The following is a 14,818-nucleotide window of genomic DNA, read 5'->3' as shown; positions in this document are numbered from 1 at the left end:
GACCACACCCTATGTGACCTGCTTCTTCGTGTTGGTGTCTCCATCGGATTGCCTGGCCGTCCGGATAGTTTTCGTCCTGACTCTGGCGTTTCTGCACTGAGTGCCACTATAGTCGTCGGTGATCCGAGTCACCATCACGAATCAAGGAGGTATGGATCATGGCCGATCAGTCCGCGGTCACCGCTCAGTGCTCTGCCGAGACCGAACTCATCGCCGAGTCGCTCGTCGAAGAGGTGTCGATCGATGGGATGTGCGGGGTCTACTGATGTCTGCCCCGACATCGAATCCGACCTCCGGCGACCGTTCTGCGGTCGCCGGGGTCCGGTTCGACACCCCCGGTCCCGATTCCCCCGATTCCCGAGCCGGCTTCGACACGTTCGTCGCGTGGGAGCTCAACCCGAAGGTGGCGCTGCGGCCCGAGCCCTTCGGCGCCCTTCTGTACCACTTCGGTACCCGTAAGCTGTCCTTCCTCAAGAACCTCACGGTGGTGGGGATCGTGCAGTCCCTCGCCGATCACGACTCCGCCGAGGCAGCCCTCCTCGCCGCGGGGATCACGCCCGCGCAGCGTCCGCTGTATGTCCAGGCGCTCACGGCGCTGGCCGACAGCGCGATGATCACGCCCCGCGCGGCCTGATCCAGCATCCGTCCCGATCGCCAGCCCCGATCGACTCCCCGCATTCAGCCCCGACCCTAGGACCGACACGATGACGACCATCGAGATGCCGCCCACCGCAGCCGAACTCGTGACCTCCGAGCGTCCGAGCGCGCCCGCCGACCAGGTGCCCAAGGTCGGCCGCCTCGTCGACCAGTTCGAGCGCGGCCTCGACGCACCGATCTGCCTGACCTGGGAGCTCACCTACGCCTGCAACCTGGCGTGCGTGCACTGCCTGTCGTCGTCGGGCAAGCGCGACCCGCGCGAGCTGTCGACCGAACAGTGCAAGGCGATCATCGACGAACTGCAGCGCATGCAGGTCTTCTACGTGAACATCGGCGGCGGCGAGCCGACCGTCCGCCCGGATTTCTGGGAACTCGTCGACTACGCCACCAGTCATCAGGTGGGAGTCAAGTTCTCCACCAACGGTTTGCGCATCGACAAGAAGGTCGCGGCGCGGCTCGCGGCATCGGATTACGTCGACGTCCAGATCTCGCTCGACGGCGCGACCGCGGAGGTCAACGACGCCGTGCGCGGACCGGGCTCCTTCGACATGGCGGTCCGGGCGCTCGAGAACCTGGCCGAGGCCGGGTTCGCCGACGCCAAGATCAGCGTCGTCATGACCCGGCAGAACGTCGCGCAGCTCGACGAGTTCAAGGCACTCGCCGATCGCTACAACGCCACCCTGCGCATCACCCGGCTGCGTCCGTCCGGCCGTGGCGCCGACGTCTGGGACGACCTGCACCCGCTGCCCGAGCAGCAGCGCGAACTCTATGACTGGCTTGTCGCACACGGGGATCGTGTGCTGACCGGTGACTCGTTCTTCCACCTGTCGGCCTTCGGCGGGGATTCCGGCGGCGGCCTGCCCGGCCTCAATCTCTGCGGTGCCGGACGCGTGGTGTGCCTGATCGACCCGGTGGGCGACGTGTACGCCTGCCCGTTCGCGATCCACGAGAACTTCCTCGCCGGCAACATCCTGTCCGACGGCGGATTCCAGGAGATCTGGCAGCGTTCGGATCTGTTCACCGAGTTGCGCGAGCCGCAGAACGCCGGTGCCTGCACCAAGTGTGCGCACTTCGACGCCTGCCGCGGTGGCTGCATGGCGGCCAAGTTCTTCACCGGCCTGCCGCTGGCCGGACCGGACCCCGAGTGCGTGCAGGGTTACGGCGAGGAGCTGCTCGCCGGCGATCGCACCAAACCGACGGCCAACAAGGATCATTCGCGCGGCACCCCGCTGACGCTGATGACCCGTCGTCCCGACGGCGACCTGACCCCGGTGGGTGGACGACCCACCAAGTCCTGTGACGAGAACCCGCTGGCCGGGTTCACCCCCGCCGCGCGGTAATCCACGCGGCCCCACCGTGTGTCGAGTCATCGCGGGACATTGAACATATCCCGCGGGCGACGGCCCGCATCCGAGAAGAGTGAGTGAGTAAGAGAATGGCTCTCAACCCCTGGGCGAGAAACCCCTGGTTCGAAACGGTCACCGAGGCTCAGCGTCGTGCGAAGAAGCGGCTGCCCAAGTCGGTGTACGCATCGCTGGTCGCCGGCACCCAGGCCGGTGTGACCCTCGACGACAACGTGCAGGCCTTTTCCGAATTGGGTTGGGCACCACACGTTGTCGGTGCCCAGCCGGAGCGGGAGATGACCACGTCGGTGATGGGGCAGGAGCTCTCCTTCCCGGTCATGATCTCGCCGACCGGTGTCCAGGCCGTCGATCCGGACGGTGAGGTCGCCGTCGCACGTGCAGCGGCCGCCCGCGGTACCGCGATGGGCCTGTCGAGTTTCGCCTCCCACGCCGTCGAAGAGGTGACCGCGGTCAACGACAAGGTCTTCTTCCAGATCTACTGGCTCGGCAGCCGTGAGGACATCCTCCGGCGGGCCGAGCGGGCGAAGGCGGCCGGCGCCAAAGGGCTGATCGTCACCACCGACTGGGTCTTCAACGTCGGACGCGACTGGGGCAGTCCGGAGATCCCGGAGAAGGTGAACCTGAAGGCGCTCGTGCGTCTGGGTCCGGAGATCGCGGTCAAGCCGCGCTACGCGCTGGACTGGGTCAAGGGCGGCAAGGTCATCATCCCTGACCTCACGGCGCCCAACCTCACCCCGCAGGGCGTCCCCGGCCCGACCTTCTTCGGTGCCTACGGCGAGTGGATGGGCACCCCGCCGCCCACGTGGGAGGACCTGCAGTGGCTACGTGAGCACTGGGACGGTCCGTTCATGGTCAAGGGCATCACCCGGCTCGACGACGCCAAGCGCGCGGTCGACATCGGTGCGTCGGCCATCTCGGTCTCCAACCACGGCGGCAACAACCTCGACGGCACCCCCGCGACCATCCGCCTGCTGCCCGACATCGCCAGCGCGGTCGGCGACGACATCGAGGTGCTTCTCGACGGCGGCATCCGTCGCGGTAGTGACGTGGCCAAGGCGCTTGCGCTGGGTGCCCGCGCCGTGATGATCGGCCGGGCGTACCTCTGGGGTCTCGCTGCCAACGGCCAGGCCGGCGTCGAGAACGTCCTCGACCTCATGCGCATGGGGCTCGACGGCGTGCTGATGGGTCTGGGGCACAAGAGCGTGCACGAGCTCTCGGCCGACGACCTGATCATCCCCGACGACTTCACCAGGTCCTTCGGCGCCTGACGCGTCGCACCCGCCGGTTCCCGCCCGTCGACCGGATCTCCGGTCGGCGGGCGAGTTCGTGAACGCCTCTCGGTGCAGAACCGGACCTGGGCAGAACCGGACGTGGGCAGAACCGGAACGTCGGCAGAACTAGAACGTGTTACAGTTCTGCCATGGGACAGTTCGACGGCAAGGTCGTCTACATCACCGGCATCGCCCGTGGTCAGGGCCGCAATCACGCGGTCCGGTTCGCCCGTGAGGGAGCCGCGATCGTCGGTCTCGACATCGCGGGTCCGATCATCGACCGCGCGACCTATCCGCCCGCCACCGCCGAGGACCTCGCCGAGACCATCCGGCTCGTCGAGGGCGTCGGGGGTAAGATCCTTGCGCGGCAGGGAGATACGCGCGACCTGGGCTTCCAGCAGCAGCTCGTCGCGGATGCCGTCGAACAGTTCGGACGGCTGGACCACGTGATCGCCAATGCGGGCGTGCTCACCTGGGGCAAGGTGTGGGAGCTGTCCGAGGAACAGTTCACCGACGTCGTCGACATCAACCTCGTCGGCGCCTGGAAGACGCTGAAGGCCACGGTCCCGGCGATGCTCGAGGCCGGTAACGGCGGCTCGATCGCCATCATCAGCTCCGTCGCCGGGCTGAAGGCGATGCCCCTGCAGGCGTCGTACTCGGCGTCGAAGCACGGTCTGGTGGGTCTGGCGCAGACCGCCGCGAAGGAGCTCGGCCACCATCGCATCCGGGTCAACAGTGTCCACCCCTACGCGGTGGACACCCCGATGGGCGTGGCCGACACCGAGGCACATCGCATCTTCGGGATTCCTTGGGTCAACCCGCATTTCACGTCGATCCTGGACTACCACCCGGTCGCGTCGCTCGACGAGATCTCCGATGCCGTGCTGTATCTGGCCTCCGACAGCGCCAAGGGCATCACCGGTGCCGAGTTCCAGATCGACATGGGGCACTCGAAGGTCTGACCCTTCGAGGCTCGTCGCTACGCTCCTCGCACCTCAGGGAGCGGGGGAGGTCGCTACGCTCCTCGCACCTCAGGGAGCGAGGGATTGGTCGCATCGAACGGGCCGGCTGAATGACGTCGCACGCGACATCGCTCCGGCTGTACGACCTCGGCTGAAGTCGTTCCCCCTGATTGGGTGGTTTCTAGGGGTCGTCGCAACGCTGGTGGCTATTGGGTGGTGACTAGATTACGCAGACGCTCGGCTGGGGTATCCCAGCCGAGTGTTTTGCGTGGACGCCCGTTGAGTTCTTGGGCGACGTGTTCGAGGTCCTCCGGCCCGTAGATGCTCAGGTCGGTACCCTTCGGGAAGTACTGGCGCAGAAGGCCGTTGGTGTTTTCGTTGCTACCCCGCTGCCACGGGCTGGCCGGGTCGCAGAAGTACACGGTCATATCGGTGGCCATGCTGAACTGCTTGTGCCCGGCCATCTCCGCCCCTTGATCCCAGGTCAACGATCCCCGCAAATGCTCGGGCAGCGTGCCGATGGAGGCGATCAACGCATCACGTACCGTTTCAGCATCGTGGCCGTCAGGTAGGTGCAACAGCATCGTGTAACGGGTGTTGCGTTCGACCAGGGTGCCGATCGCGGACTTGTGCTGGGCCCCGACGATCAGATCGCCTTCCCAATGACCGGGCACCGCCCGATCCTCCACCTCAGCGGGACGCTCGCTGATCATGATCATCTCGTCGGTGAACCGTTGGTAGCGTTCCCCGGGCTTGCGCTGCGGTTTACGGCGGGTGCGTCCACTCCGAAGTGCTAGTTGCACTTCTTTTTTCAAACCCCCGCGAGCCTGAAAGTACAGCGCCTGATAGATCGTTTCGTGACTCACCCGCATGCTCTCGTCGTCAGGATGGTCCCGCCGTAACCGGTGCGAGATCTGCTCCGGTGACAACTTGCGCGCCAAGCCTTCCTCGACTGCCGCCCGCAGAACCGCGTTCACCACCAGTTTGGACTGCTTGGGCCGGGCGCGAGCCGCCACCGCAGCCCGATCAGCCTGATATGGCAGATACCGGCCATCCTCGCCACGATAAGCCCGCACCTCACGAGACACCGAGGAGACGTGCTTGCCAATCCGGGCAGCGATCACACGCAAGGAATCCTTCACGATCAGCCCGTCAGCGATCGCTACCCGGTCCTCGAGCGACAGATACCGGTCACTGATCACTGCACTGGTCACCGACTGTTTGTAGACGGTCTTGTTGGTGTAGTCCACGACCGTGCCATCGGGATAAATTCGGCCGCCACGGATATGGCGTATCCCGCGCAGCCACCCCGATCCCGTGGCCGGATGAACCCCAACTTCGCGCGCAGCCGCAGTCGCCGTCCGCCCCTGCGGCACCAGGGCCAGGAAGCGGTCTTTGGTGCCATCGGCACTCTTTGGCAGGATGCCCTCGCGGCTGATCAGACCCTCTTCCACCAGAACCCGGCGAGCCGTTGTATGCGACACCCCCGAAGCTTTCGCTGCCGGCAGGATCTTGCCGGTCTCGATGAACCGGGCAACGATCACCTCCCGATCGACCACCCCTGGTGGCCGATGCCGACGATGAGGCTTGCCCGCAGGTCGGCCGATCGCTTTCAGAATCGTCGAACACCGCTCCGGCGACAGACCCACCTCGGCAGCCGCCTGCTTCACCGTCTTCCCGGCATCAACCAACAACACCAACCGGTCACCAAACCGGGCACAGCGCGACATCAATCAGGGCGCTGCGCACCGGACTTCACGGGGTGAATGGTGAACAGCGGGCCGCGCGGTCGGAAATCTCGTCCACCTCAGGTGCGTCCGAGGGCTATATGCCCTCGGACGGTGCTCACGCGGACGCAATCTCCGACAGTTCGCCGGGCATCGCACCTCGGGGAGCGAGATCGTCACGAAGCGAATCGGGAGGAAACGAGAATCGCCACTTCCCGTTCAGGAGCGCTGGCTGGAACCAGCGCATCCGTCCGGGAAGTGGCGATTGTCCGTGGTGCCGGATCAGGCCCAGAGGGTCTTCGGGTCGACGGCCTCGGTGGCGGGTCCGGCCGGGGTCTCCGGCTGGGTGCGCGAGAAGCGCGGGGCGACCTGTGCCTGGGTGACCCCGTCGATGTCGACGAGGTTGGCGCGAGCGGCCATGTGCGGGTCGCCGGGCGCCTCGGCGAAGGTGAGCACCGGCGAGGTGCAGGCGTCGGTGCCGTCGAAGACCTTGGCCCACTCGTCGCGGGTGCGGGACTTGAAGGTCTCGGTGAAGATCTCCTTCAGCTTGCCCCAGTTCGCGATGTCGTTCTGTGCCGGAAGGTCGGCGTCGGCCAGGCCGAGGCCCTTCAACAGCTCGGCGTAGAACTGCGGCTCGATGGCGCCGACGGCCATGTACTTGCCGTCCGAGGTCTCGTAGACCTCGTAGTAGGGGGCGCCGGTGTCGAGCATGTTGGTGCCGCGTGTGTCACTCCACAGGCCGGTGCCGCGGAACGCCCACATCATCTGTCCCAGAACGGAAGCGCCGTCGACCATCGCTGCGTCGACAACCTGCCCCTTGCCGGAGATGCCGCGCTCGAGCAGTGCGGCGAGCACGCCCACGACGAGGAACATGGACCCGCCGCCGAAGTCGCCCGCGAGGTTGAGCGGCGGCACCGGACGATCATCCTTGCGGCCGATCGCGTGGAGCAGACCGGTGAGCGAGATGTAGTTGATGTCGTGGCCGGCGAGGTTCGCGCGGGGGCCGTCCTGGCCCCAGCCGGTCATCCGGCCGTAGACGAGGCCGGGATTGACCTCGGTGAGGTCGTCGGGGCCGAAGCCGAGACGCTCCATGACGCCGGGGCGGAAACCCTCGAGGATGACGTCGGCCTTGGCCACCAGATCGAGGATCGTCGCACGATCGGTCTCGTCCTTCAGGTTTGCCTCGACGACGCGACGCCCGCGCAACAGCGCATCGGCGTTCACGCCCGGCTTCGGGAGTGAACCGGGGCGCTGGACCCGGACCACGTCGGCACCCAGATCGGCGAGCAACATGGCCGCATGGGGTCCCGGGCCGATGCCGGCGAACTCGATGACCCGGATCGAACTGAGTGGGCCGGGTTTTCCACTGTTATGGGGTGTCGTACTGCTCATGTGTCGTCCTCCGGTCGTTGTACTGCCACCTGTGTCAGGCGTCACGCGTACGCATTAGCATTCCACAACCGATCGAACGCTCGTCAAGCCGGGCGGCACGACGATTTCGGCGCGTTTTTCTCCCTGTTTTTGGGCCGAGGGGCAGAAGGTTGAGAGCGCGATGGCTAGCATTGGTCAGATGACAGGACCGTCGACGCTGGGGCAGTGCAGCTGGCCGGACCTCGATGGGAAGGTGATCACTCTCGTGGTACCTCTCGGTTCTGTCGAGCAGCACGGTCCACACCTGCCTCTGGACACCGACACGCGCATCGCCGCGGCGGTGGCCGACGTCGTCTGCGAGCGCCTCGGGGATTCCGACATCCTCCGCGCGCCGGACCTCAATTACGGCGCGAGCGGCGAACACGAAGGCTTCGCCGGGACGATCTCCATCGGGCATGACGCTCTTCGCGGGATGCTCGTCGAATACGGGCGCAGCGCCTGCAGATGGGCCAGACGCATCGTGTTCGTCAACGGACACGGCGGGAACACTCGGACGTTGATCGACGCGGTGACCCGACTCCGGTACGAGGGGCGTGATGCCGCCTGGTTCCCGTGTGCCTTCCCAGGGGCGGATGCGCATGCCGGATTCACCGAAACCTCTGTGCTGCTGCATGTCTCGCCGTCGTTGGTCGACCCCGCACGGGCGGCCGCCGGCAATCGCGAGCCGGTCGGCGCACTTCTGCCGGTCATGCGCGAGGGAGGTGTCGCCGCGGTCAGCCCGAACGGTGTGCTGGGAGATCCCACCGAGGCCACCGCCGATGAGGGACGTCGACTGGTGGCCGAGGTGACCGATCGACTCGCTGCCGCGCTTGTCTCCTGGGAGGTCGACGAGCAGGGGCGGATCGGATGACCGCGCTCGACGATTCGGCACCCCGCGGCGGCGCCGCGGCCCAGGGTATCAGTGGCGAAGAAGCCGTTGGTGCACAACCGGTTTCGGACGGGAACGTAGATGAGGGCGCCGGCACGTCAGAGGAAGCGGCGCCGGAGAACCGCACTGATCTGCCCGACGGATTCCAGGTTCAGATCGATCTGCGCTCCGCGCGCGGCGGTGACTTCCGGTATCTCGTCGGCGGATCTCCGACGCGACTGCTGCGCATGTCGGACACCGCGCTCGGGATGACCTCCGACGACGGTCGAATCGAGGTGTGCGACAACGTGACCCGCCGTCTCGCGCGTGCACTTCTCGACGCCGGGATCGCCAACCCCCGGCCGATGTTCGGGCCGCAACCCGCCGATGTCACCGTGGTGGTGCCGGTCAAGGACAATCAGGCCGGTGTCGACCGGCTGCTCGACGCCCTCGACGGTCTGACGGTCGTGGTCGTCGACGACGGCTCGGGCGTCCCGATCGTGGCCGAGCGGTCCGGCGTTCGTGTGATCCGCTTCGAGGGCAATCGTGGTCCGGCCGCTGCCCGGAACGCCGGGGCGGCGGCCGCCACCACCGATTTCGTGGCCTTCCTCGACTCCGACGTCGTTCCCGACCCGGACTGGCTGACCGTACTGCTGACCCACTTCTCCGACCCGACGGTGGGGGTCGTGGCCCCTCGCATCGTCGGCCTCCGATCGGCTGACGAGTCGTCCTCGCTGGCGGAGCGTTACGAGAACGGCTGGTCGTCCCTGGACATGGGGCCGGAGGAGTCGGCGGTCCTGCCCTCCACCCGGGTCCCATACGTCCCCAGTGCGGCAATCGTGGTGCGGCGCAGTGCATTCTGTGGATTCGACGAGTCGCTCCGGGTGGCCGAGGATGTCGACGCGTGCTGGCGCATGCATGCCGCGGGATGGCGGATCCGCTACGACCCGGTCGCGCGGGTGGCCCACGACCACCGCACCGACCTGCGTTCGGTGCTGTCTCGCCGATGCTTCTACGGAACCGGGGCCGCCCACCTCGCGGCACGTCACGGCGATCGAGCCGCCCCGCTGGTGTTGTCGGTGCCGATGGCCGCGGCCGTCGTCGCACTGCTGTCGCGAACCCGCTTCGGCACCGCGCTGGCGATGCTCATCCTGACCCATCTCGCGACCCGGCTCCGCAAGCGGCTGGGCGATCTGCCCTCGGCACCTCTCGTCTCGGCGCAACTGACCGGACGAGCGGCCGGGTTCGGGTTACTGCAGGCGGCCGATGCGATCTGCCGGCACTACTGGCCGGTGGCATTGCTGATGGCTCTGGTGTCGAGACGCTTCCGCATACTCGTGGTCCAGGTGGCGATCGTCGAGGGGGTGGTGTCCTGGTTCCGGGACCTCCTCGCGGACCCGACGACCCCGCCGGCCCTCGGCCCGTTCCGTTATCTGCTGATGCGTCGCCTCGACGATCTGGCCTACGGTGCGGGTCTGTGGCAGGGCGTCATCACCCACCGAGACGCGGAGGCATTGCGCCCGGTCATCTCCCGATGACCCGTCGATCCCGCCATCCCGCGCCGAAGCCGGCCGACAATGGTCGTCTGACCGCAGATGTCGTCATCGTCGGTGCCGGGAGTGCCGGATGCGTCCTCGCGGAGAAGCTGTCGAGGGAATCCGGGCGCGACGTCGTGCTGCTCGAGCGGGGACCCGGGCGGTGGCCGGGACCGGAAGACCGGGACCTCCGGCGGCTCCCGATCGGCGACCACGCGCCCTACGCGGTCCGGCACGCCACCGATCTCGACGGTCTGACCGCGGCGCGGGGATGTGCGGTCGGTGGTTCCTCGGTGGTCAACGGCGGCTACTTCCTCCGCTGGCACCAGGACGACTTCGCGGACTGGCCGGAAGGCTGGGACCTCGAAGCGATCGACGCCGCCTACTCCGAGCTGGACGGAAGCGGCGGTACGATGAGCGTCTCTCCGGTGTCCGACGACGAACTCGGCGATGCCGGAACGGCTTTCGAGCGGTACTGGTCGTCGTGGGAGGTGACTCGGCCGCTCGGTGTCCGGTGGCCGGTCATCGGCGTGAACCGGGTGCTCGGCAATCGGTCCGGGATGCTGCGCCGGACCGCGGCCGAGGCCTATCTCGAGCCGGCCCTTCGCCGGCCGAATCTCCGTGTCGTGGCCGACTGTGAGGTCCGGCGGCTCGAGGTCTCCGACGGGCGGCGCGTCACCGGTGTCGCGACCGACCGGTTCGCCGTGAGCGCCGGTGAGGTGGTACTCGCCGCCGGCACCCTGGGCACCGCGCGGCTCCTGCTCGGTTCGGATCTCGAGGTGCTCGGTGGGGCGGGGTTTCTGGAGGCCGGTGAGCATCGCGGGTTGGCCGTCTCTTATCGGCGGATGGATCCGGCCGAACCCGGCATGGTGCTGCCGACCGTGCTCCACACCGACGATGGACTCGAGATCCGTTGTTATCGAGATGATTTCGCGGTCTACATCGAGGGCGTGCCGCCCAGTGGGCCGATGGTCGAGGTGACCGCGATGCGCCGGTCGCCGGTGAAGCTCGTCGCCGACGGTGAACGGGTCCGCCTTGAGTTCGGCGAACCTTCGCCCGAGGCCAGCGCATCGATGCGTGCGGGTGCCGACCGCGTCGTGGAGATGCTGCGTTCGCCAGACTTCGCCGGCATCGTCGTGCCGGACAGCGTCTCGGTGGCCGCGGTGCCCGGGTTCTCCCAGCATGCGTGGGGCACCATGCCGATGGGTGTGCGGACCGACGCTCTCGGCGCCGTGTACGGGGCCGAGGGGTTGCGCATCGTCGACGGGTCGATCCTGCCAACCGGGGGCCGCAGCGGTCCGCATGCCACGATCATGATGATGGCGGTGCACATAGCCTCACGGATCTAGGGTGGATGCATGTCTGCCACCTCGCTGTCCGATCCGACCGTCCGTGAATTCCTCGCGTCCGGAACCAAGACCGGGCACCTGGGCTACCTCGCAGCCGACGGGCGGCCCCTCGTCATCCCGGTGTGGTTCGTCGTCGACGGTGACCGCCTCGCTTTCAACACCGGTGCCACGACTGCGAAAGGTCGTGCGCTTCTGCGTGATCCGCGTGCCGTGATGTCGGTGGACCTGCCGGAGCCCCCGTACGGGTTCGTCCAGGTGCAGGGGCGGGCGGTGGTGACCGAGGATCTCGACGAGGTGCGTCGGATCGCCACGATGTGCGGGGCGCGGTACATGGGTGCCGACCGGGCCGAGGAGTTCGGTGCGCGCAACGGCGTCCCGGGCGAACTGGGCGTGTGGATCGAACCGAGCAAGGTCATCGCGGTCCTCGATGTCACGGCGTGATGCGTCGGTGGCGACCGCGCGGCGTCGTGTCTGGCCCGCCGCGGCGTTCGCACCCACCCTGCCGAAGCAGTGCTGGGGTTTCATGGTCGGTTCCGCGCTGTTCGCCCTGGGATCGGCACCCGGATTCGGGCAGCTCGCCGGTGCCGACGTCGTCAATCTGTGTTACTTCGTCGGCGCGTGGTTCTTCACCGGGGCCGGCTTCATCCAGTTGGTGCGTAGCGGCCCGCCCGCTGAGCTGGAGACGTCGCTGCCGGGATCGGCCATCCGGGCCGAATGGCTGAGTGCCGCAACCCAGTCCGTCGGTACCATCCTGTTCAACATCTCCACGACGAGTGCGTTGTTCGCCCAGACGGTCGCCGGTGAGCGCCACCTGGTGTGGTCGCCCGATGCCGGCGGCTCGATCGCCTTTCTCATCAGCGGCGCGGTCGCCTTCGTCGCGTATTCGCGATCGTCGGGCAGTGGCCTCGACCTTCGGGACCGGGACTGGTGGTCGGTGCTGGTGAACTGGGTGGGATGCGTGGCGTTCGGGGTGTCCGCGGTGGGCGCTTTCGTCACCGAGGACGGTGTCACCGCCGACGCCGTCGCCGCCACCGCCGGGACCTTCGTCGGCGCGCTCTGCTTCTTCGTGGCGTCGGCGGTCGTGCTGCCCGGGGCCAGGCATCGCTGAGCCGGCCGGGGGAACCGGGACGACGCAGTAGAGTTCGAGGCGTGCGCCACGGCATCTGCATACTGCCCGACCTGACCTGGGAACAGTCCCGTCCGCGGTGGATTCTGGCCGAGGAGATGGGTTTCGATCACGCCTGGACCTACGATCACCTCGTCTGGGGTCGTCTGCCGGACTCGCGCTGGTCGGGGTGTGTGCCACTGCTGTCGGCAGCCGCCGCGGTGACCAGCGCCATCCAACTCGGCGCGTTCGTGGTCTCGCCCAATTTCCGTCACCCGGTGTCGTTTTCGCGTGAAGTAGAGACCCTCGTCGACATCTCGGACGGTCGCTTTCTGCTGGGGCTGGGCGCCGGTGGCACACCGGACGACGTCGTGCTCGGGCAGCCCGAGCTGACCGCCCGGCAGCGCGTCGATCGATTCCAGGAGTTCGTCGGCCTCCTCGACCGGACCCTGCGCGAGGACCACGTCGACGCCGACGGCGAGTACTACCGGGCGCGGAACATGCGGCTGGGGCGTGGACCCGTACGCGACCGGGTCCCGTTTCTCCTCGCCGGCAACGGACCCCGCTCGGCGCGGTTCGCGGCCCGCCACGGTGAGGCCTGGGTGACCACCGGCCAAGCGGCGGAAACGCTGGACGACTGGTTCGCGGCGGTCGGACGAACCGTCGACATCCTCGATGAGGAGCTGAGCCGGTACCCCGGTCGTCGGATCGACCGGTACCTCAGTCTCGACGCGTCTCCGCGCAATGCGCTCGAGAGCGTCGGTCTGTTCGACGACATGGTCGGGCGGGCAACCGAACTGGGATTCACCGACGTCATCGTGCACTGGCCCCGTGACACCGAACCGTACGAGGCGCCGATGGGTGTCCTGGAGTCGATCGCGGAGCGCGGGCTCGGTCAGGTCTCGTGATCCCGAGACCGCGGCGCCCCACGGATCAGCTGGTGGTGGTCTCCTCGGCGGTGGCCTCGGTGACCGCCGGCTCCGGCGTCGGGTCGACGACGGGTTCACCCGCGGCGTCGACCGCGATGTCGGTGGTGATGTGTGCCGTGGGCACCGACCCGTGGATCAGATGCGCGGGAACGAATTTCATGCCCAGCGTGTAGACCGCCAGGCCGAGTCCGGCGCCGATGAACCAGGTGAAGCTGGCCTGGTAGGCGGTGCCGAAGATGACGACGCAGATCGGCAGGATGGAGGCGATGACGGTCGAGGCCACCGCCACCGGATTCCAGCCGTTGCGGTACCAGTAGGTGCCTTCGGGCTTCATGGTGAACAGGTCGTCGACGACGATCTTCTGCTTCTTGACCAGGTAGAAATCGGCGATCAGGATGCCGAACAGCGGACCGATCACCGCGCCGAGCGTGTCCATCGTGTAGTGGATCGCGGTCGGATTGTTGAAGAGGTTCCACGGGGTGATCAGGACCGAGCCGACGGCCGCGATCATGCCGCCGGTGCGCCAACTGATCTTGGTGGGGGCCACATTCGAGAAGTCGAAGGCGGGGGATACGAAGTTCGCGACGATGTTGATGCCGATCGTGGCGATGGCGAAGGTCAGGACACCGAGCACCGCGGCGGTGGTGTTGTCGATCTTGTCCACGATGTGCACCGGATCGGTGATGATGTTGCCGTCCGCATCCTTGCCGATGACCGTCACCGCCGCCGAGACGGTGCACACGACGAGCAGCGAGAAGAACAGGAAGTTGACCGGCAGGCCCCAGAAGTTGCCCTTCTTGACCTCGCCGAAACTCCTTCCGTAGCGCGAGAAGTCGCCGAAGTTGAGCATCGGGCCGGAGAAGTAGGAGACCACCAGTGCGAACGCACTGAACATCATGGTGGTCGACGACCAGCCGGACAGACCTTCACCCACCGAGAGATCGAGGCTCACGTTGTCCCAGCCGGCCTTCACGATCAGGTAGCCGGCGAGCACGATCATCACCACATAAACCGCCGGCCCGCAGAAGTCGATGAACTTGCGGATGGTGTCCATGCCGTTCCAGAACACGAACGCCTGCAGGACCCACATCAGGAGGAAACCGGCCCAGCCGAGGACCGACAGCCCCAGGAAACCGTGCTGGTCGACGTCACCCCACGGTTCGAGGCCCGGCCAGAACTTCAATGCCAGCAGACCGAACGCGACCGAGGCGAGGTAGGTCTGGATGCCGTACCAGACGACCGCTATCGCGCCGCGGATGATCGCCGGGATGTTGGCGCCCTTGACGCCGAAGGACACTCGCGTCGTCACCGGATACGGAACGCCCGCGATCTGCGACGGCTTGGCGACGAGGTTGCACAGGAGATTGACGGCCACGATGCCCACCAGGAGGGCGACGAGGACCTGCCAGGCGGCGATACCCAGTGCGAACAGGCTGCCGGCGAAGACGTAACCGCCGTCGCTGTGCACGTCGGACATCCAGAACGCGAAGATGTTGTACCAGGTCCACTTCTGTTCTTTCAGTGGCGCGAGATCAGTGTTGGTGAGCCGCTCGTCGTAGCCGGCTTTGATGACGCTCTCGCCCGCGGCGCCGTGATGCGACTGTGCCGCCTCGGCAGGGGTCGGTGTGGACATGTGTTCTC

14 protein-coding genes are annotated in these 14,818 nt (G+C 67.1%); 11 read left to right on the top strand and 3 right to left on the bottom strand.

Annotated features, from left to right (window positions below; genetic code table 11):
• Window positions 1-158: 158 nt before the first annotated feature.
• From mftA to GOAMI_RS01935, 5 genes are all read left to right on the top strand, one after another.
• Window positions 159-266: a mycofactocin precursor MftA gene (gene mftA, locus GOAMI_RS01955; protein WP_040004498.1), complete on the top strand. Its 108-nt coding sequence runs from the start codon at window positions 159-161 to the stop codon at window positions 264-266.
• A complete protein-coding gene (mftB, locus tag GOAMI_RS01950; protein ID WP_006434701.1) occupies window positions 266-634 on the top strand; it encodes a mycofactocin biosynthesis chaperone MftB in 369 nt (122 codons plus the stop codon). Before mftA ends, mftB begins: the two co-directional genes overlap by 1 nt.
• A 70-nt stretch (window positions 635-704) precedes the next feature.
• Complete coding sequence (mftC, locus tag GOAMI_RS01945; RefSeq protein WP_006434700.1) at window positions 705-1,997, top strand: mycofactocin radical SAM maturase; 1,293 nt, start codon at window positions 705-707, stop codon at window positions 1,995-1,997.
• Between the two features lie 95 nt (window positions 1,998-2,092).
• Window positions 2,093-3,289, top strand: a complete 1,197-nt coding sequence (mftD, locus tag GOAMI_RS01940; protein WP_024497672.1) for a pre-mycofactocin synthase MftD — start codon at window positions 2,093-2,095, stop codon at window positions 3,287-3,289.
• A 152-nt stretch (window positions 3,290-3,441) separates the two neighbouring features.
• Window positions 3,442-4,254 carry a mycofactocin-coupled SDR family oxidoreductase gene (locus GOAMI_RS01935; protein ID WP_006434698.1) on the top strand — a complete coding sequence of 271 codons (813 nt, stop codon included), beginning with the start codon at window positions 3,442-3,444 and terminating at the stop codon, window positions 4,252-4,254.
• 206 nt (window positions 4,255-4,460) lie between these two features.
• On the opposite strand, the gene GOAMI_RS01930 is transcribed toward GOAMI_RS01935, so the two are convergent.
• Together GOAMI_RS01930 and GOAMI_RS01925 are read right to left on the bottom strand one after the other, a co-directional pair.
• Entirely contained in the window at window positions 4,461-5,630 is a 1,170-nt protein-coding gene (locus tag GOAMI_RS01930) for an IS30 family transposase (RefSeq protein ID WP_376740310.1), read from the bottom strand.
• Window positions 5,631-6,263: 633 nt separating this feature from the next.
• Complete coding sequence (locus GOAMI_RS01925; protein ID WP_006434696.1) at window positions 6,264-7,373, bottom strand: CaiB/BaiF CoA transferase family protein; 1,110 nt, start codon at window positions 7,371-7,373, stop codon at window positions 6,264-6,266.
• 178 nt (window positions 7,374-7,551) lie between these two features.
• Here GOAMI_RS01925 and mftE point away from each other — a divergent pair, with 178 nt between their 5' ends.
• Genes mftE through GOAMI_RS01895 form a run of 6 tightly spaced genes read left to right on the top strand, consistent with a single transcriptional unit; the run spans window position 7,552 to window position 13,156 of the window.
• Window positions 7,552-8,262 carry a mycofactocin biosynthesis peptidyl-dipeptidase MftE gene (gene mftE / locus GOAMI_RS01920; protein WP_024497675.1) on the top strand — a complete coding sequence of 237 codons (711 nt, stop codon included), beginning with the start codon at window positions 7,552-7,554 and terminating at the stop codon, window positions 8,260-8,262.
• Window positions 8,259-9,797, top strand: a complete 1,539-nt coding sequence (gene mftF, locus GOAMI_RS01915) for a mycofactocin biosynthesis glycosyltransferase MftF (protein ID WP_006434694.1) — start codon at window positions 8,259-8,261, stop codon at window positions 9,795-9,797. Before mftE ends, mftF begins: the two co-directional genes overlap by 4 nt.
• Window positions 9,794-11,143, top strand: coding sequence for a mycofactocin system GMC family oxidoreductase MftG (gene mftG, locus GOAMI_RS01910; RefSeq protein WP_006434693.1), 1,350 nt, complete (start codon window positions 9,794-9,796; stop codon window positions 11,141-11,143). Before mftF ends, mftG begins: the two co-directional genes overlap by 4 nt.
• A gap of 9 nt (window positions 11,144-11,152) precedes the next feature.
• Entirely contained in the window at window positions 11,153-11,584 is a 432-nt protein-coding gene (locus GOAMI_RS01905; RefSeq protein ID WP_006434692.1) for a PPOX class F420-dependent oxidoreductase, read from the top strand.
• Window positions 11,571-12,251, top strand: a complete 681-nt coding sequence (locus GOAMI_RS01900; protein WP_374978493.1) for a hypothetical protein — start codon at window positions 11,571-11,573, stop codon at window positions 12,249-12,251. Before GOAMI_RS01905 ends, GOAMI_RS01900 begins: the two co-directional genes overlap by 14 nt.
• 41 nt (window positions 12,252-12,292) lie before the next feature.
• Window positions 12,293-13,156 (top strand): LLM class flavin-dependent oxidoreductase, encoded by an 864-nt coding sequence (locus GOAMI_RS01895; protein WP_006434690.1) that lies wholly within the window; start codon window positions 12,293-12,295, stop codon window positions 13,154-13,156.
• 25 nt (window positions 13,157-13,181) lie between these two features.
• On the opposite strand, the gene GOAMI_RS01890 is transcribed toward GOAMI_RS01895, so the two are convergent.
• Window positions 13,182-14,810 (bottom strand): NCS1 family nucleobase:cation symporter-1, encoded by a 1,629-nt coding sequence (locus GOAMI_RS01890; protein WP_006434689.1) that lies wholly within the window; start codon window positions 14,808-14,810, stop codon window positions 13,182-13,184.
• Window positions 14,811-14,818: the final 8 nt, after the last annotated feature.

Source organism: Gordonia amicalis NBRC 100051 = JCM 11271 (genome assembly GCF_000332995.1).
Taxonomy (GTDB): domain Bacteria; phylum Actinomycetota; class Actinomycetes; order Mycobacteriales; family Mycobacteriaceae; genus Gordonia; species Gordonia amicalis.
The sequence above is the reverse complement of the archived record's forward strand: the minus strand, read 5'-3'. Positions and strand labels throughout refer to the sequence as shown.

Excerpts from the sequence above, each read along its gene's own strand:
- GOAMI_RS01890 (WP_006434689.1), bottom strand. The coding sequence starts at position 14,810 with ATGTCCACACCGACCCCTGCCGAGGCGGCACAGTCGCATCACGGCGCC.
- mftB (WP_006434701.1), top strand. The coding sequence starts at position 266 with ATGTCTGCCCCGACATCGAATCCGACCTCCGGCGACCGTTCTGCGGTC.
- mftA (WP_040004498.1), top strand. The coding sequence starts at position 159 with ATGGCCGATCAGTCCGCGGTCACCGCTCAGTGCTCTGCCGAGACCGAA.
- GOAMI_RS01900 (WP_374978493.1), top strand. The coding sequence starts at position 11,571 with ATGTCACGGCGTGATGCGTCGGTGGCGACCGCGCGGCGTCGTGTCTGG.
- mftD (WP_024497672.1), top strand. The coding sequence starts at position 2,093 with ATGGCTCTCAACCCCTGGGCGAGAAACCCCTGGTTCGAAACGGTCACC.
- mftF (WP_006434694.1), top strand. The coding sequence starts at position 8,259 with ATGACCGCGCTCGACGATTCGGCACCCCGCGGCGGCGCCGCGGCCCAG.
- GOAMI_RS01905 (WP_006434692.1), top strand. The coding sequence starts at position 11,153 with ATGTCTGCCACCTCGCTGTCCGATCCGACCGTCCGTGAATTCCTCGCG.
- mftG (WP_006434693.1), top strand. The coding sequence starts at position 9,794 with ATGACCCGTCGATCCCGCCATCCCGCGCCGAAGCCGGCCGACAATGGT.
- GOAMI_RS01925 (WP_006434696.1), bottom strand. The coding sequence starts at position 7,373 with ATGAGCAGTACGACACCCCATAACAGTGGAAAACCCGGCCCACTCAGT.
- mftE (WP_024497675.1), top strand. The coding sequence starts at position 7,552 with ATGACAGGACCGTCGACGCTGGGGCAGTGCAGCTGGCCGGACCTCGAT.
- GOAMI_RS01935 (WP_006434698.1), top strand. The coding sequence starts at position 3,442 with ATGGGACAGTTCGACGGCAAGGTCGTCTACATCACCGGCATCGCCCGT.
- mftC (WP_006434700.1), top strand. The coding sequence starts at position 705 with ATGACGACCATCGAGATGCCGCCCACCGCAGCCGAACTCGTGACCTCC.